The sequence below is a fragment of the Herpetosiphonaceae bacterium genome, from assembly GCA_036374795.1.
GTDB lineage: Bacteria > Chloroflexota > Chloroflexia > Chloroflexales > Kallotenuaceae > LB3-1.
The window spans coordinates 1-1,775 of record DASUTC010000105.1 but is presented as its reverse complement, the minus strand read 5'-3'; the positions used below and the strand labels follow the sequence as shown (position 1 = coordinate 1,775).

Genomic DNA, 1,775 nt, shown 5'->3' with positions numbered 1-1,775 from the left:
GCCGCCTGCTTCATCGGCGCGCTGAAGGCCGCCGCTGCCCAGGAAAAGGCGCGCGTCCCGGACGACACATCGGTGACCGCCAATGTCGGTATCGGCCCGCGTTCGGAAGGCGGGTTCGGGCTCGATATCGCTCTGCGCGTTTCACTTCCGGGGCTGGAGAAGCAGCAGGCTGAGGATCTGGTTCAGAAAGCCCACCAGATCTGCCCGTATTCCAATGCTACCCGTGGCAACGTTGACGTCCGCCTGACGGTCGTCTGAGATATTGGTGTTGGGCTCCGGCCCAACACCATTCCCCAAAAATCAATGCTGAACGCCAGCCTCATCCGAGCTTAGCACCCGTACCAGAGAACTGGCGCCGCTGCTCCTTAGCAGCAGGAATGGCTTGTCTAAACCGCGTCCAGTTTGAGAGGCATAGTTTCCGAAGGTCCTACTTCCTATCTATGGAGTAGACGAAATCACCCCCTATTCAGACCTGTTATGTTGCGTGTTGACCATGCGCGATGGGATCAGACGCCGGCGGATCTGCGTGAGTTGGCGATGAGCGCGTCCCATCCGCGCACCCGCGAGCGCTTTCTGGCGCTCTACGAGATCACTCAGGAGAGCTGCGCCACGCGTGTTGCCGCACAGGCGCGCCGTCATCCGCAGACGGTGATGGAGTGGCTCCATCTCTACAACACCCGCGGTCCCGAGGCGCTGGTCTATCAGCGCACCGGTGGCCGCCCCCCCTTTGCCCGGAGATCGAGGCCGGTCTTGGCGAGACGGTCCGTGCCGCCCAACGATCCGCCGCCGCTCCGCCGGTAGCCGGTGCCGATCCGCCGCCGCGCTGGACCCTGCGGCGTCTGGTCGGCTGGGTGCGCGAGCGGTTTGGCCGGACCTGCTGCCGCGAGACGATCCGCGCCGCCCTTCATCGTCTGGGGTTGTCGTGGAAGAAGGCCAAAAAGCTGCTCGGCCGGGCCAATCCGGAGCGCCGGCAGGCCTTTGTCGAGCGGATCCAGGATCTGCTGGCCGGTGCCCAGCACGACCGCCATCTCCTGGTCTACCTGGACGAAGCCCACATCCACCAGGATGCCGATCTCGGCTACGGCTGGTCGGAGCGCGGCCAGCGCCTGTGGATCGCCTCGCCCTCGCCGCGTCTGTCGGACAGGCTGTCGTTTTACGGTCTCTATCTCTACAACGAAGGTGAAGTGCGGCTCTGGCCTTATGCCCGCGCCAACGGCGCGCACACCATCGATGTCCTGCGCCGGCTCCGGGCCGAATGGCCCGAGGACAAGCTGATCGTCGTGTGGGACGGCGCCTCCTATCATCGTGCCGGTATTGTGCGCGAGGCGGCCGAAGCGTTACAGATCGACCTCGTGCCGTTGCCCGGCTACAGCCCCGACTTCATGCCGGTCGAGGCGCTCTGGCGCTGGCTCCGCGAGGATGTCACCTATCACTACTGCCATCCCACCGCCGAAGATCTCAGCCGGCGGGTGGCTGCTTTCGAGACCCGCCTCAATCAGGACGCCTACGCCGTTGCCGACCGCCTCTGGGTCAAAGATCGCCTCGACCCCGACGAAGAAAAACTACGCTTTTCAAAGTAGACACGGTTTAGCGAAAATACCTCCTAACGAGTTTGATTGGTGCTTTCGATTACGCGTAGTAGTTCGCCGTCTTAGGACTCAGCCACCCTTCACTCCACCACTCGTACGTGTAGGGCAAGAGCGGAATACGGACTTGTCGGCAGCAGAAGGAGCTTTCCAAGATTCTTGTTTTCCCCGGATGGGGGAAAAATTGGA

At 62.8% G+C, this 1,775-nt stretch carries 3 protein-coding genes; all 3 read left to right on the top strand.

Features of this window, described 5'->3' with window-relative positions; all coding sequences use genetic code 11:
* A partial coding sequence (locus VFZ66_07290) for an Ohr family peroxiredoxin (GenBank protein HEX6288977.1) occupies positions 1–258 on the top strand: 258 nt, incomplete at its 5' end.
* Between the two features lie 219 nt (positions 259–477).
* Complete coding sequence (locus tag VFZ66_07285; GenBank protein ID HEX6288976.1) at positions 478–801, top strand: helix-turn-helix domain-containing protein; 324 nt, start codon at positions 478–480, stop codon at positions 799–801.
* On the top strand, positions 738–1,580 hold the full coding sequence (locus VFZ66_07280) for an IS630 family transposase (protein HEX6288975.1): 843 nt from the start codon (positions 738–740) through the stop codon (positions 1,578–1,580). Before VFZ66_07285 ends, VFZ66_07280 begins: the two co-directional genes overlap by 64 nt.
* Positions 1,581–1,775: the final 195 nt, after the last annotated feature.

Excerpts from the sequence above, each read along its gene's own strand:
- VFZ66_07285 (HEX6288976.1), top strand. The coding sequence starts at position 478 with ATGTTGCGTGTTGACCATGCGCGATGGGATCAGACGCCGGCGGATCTG.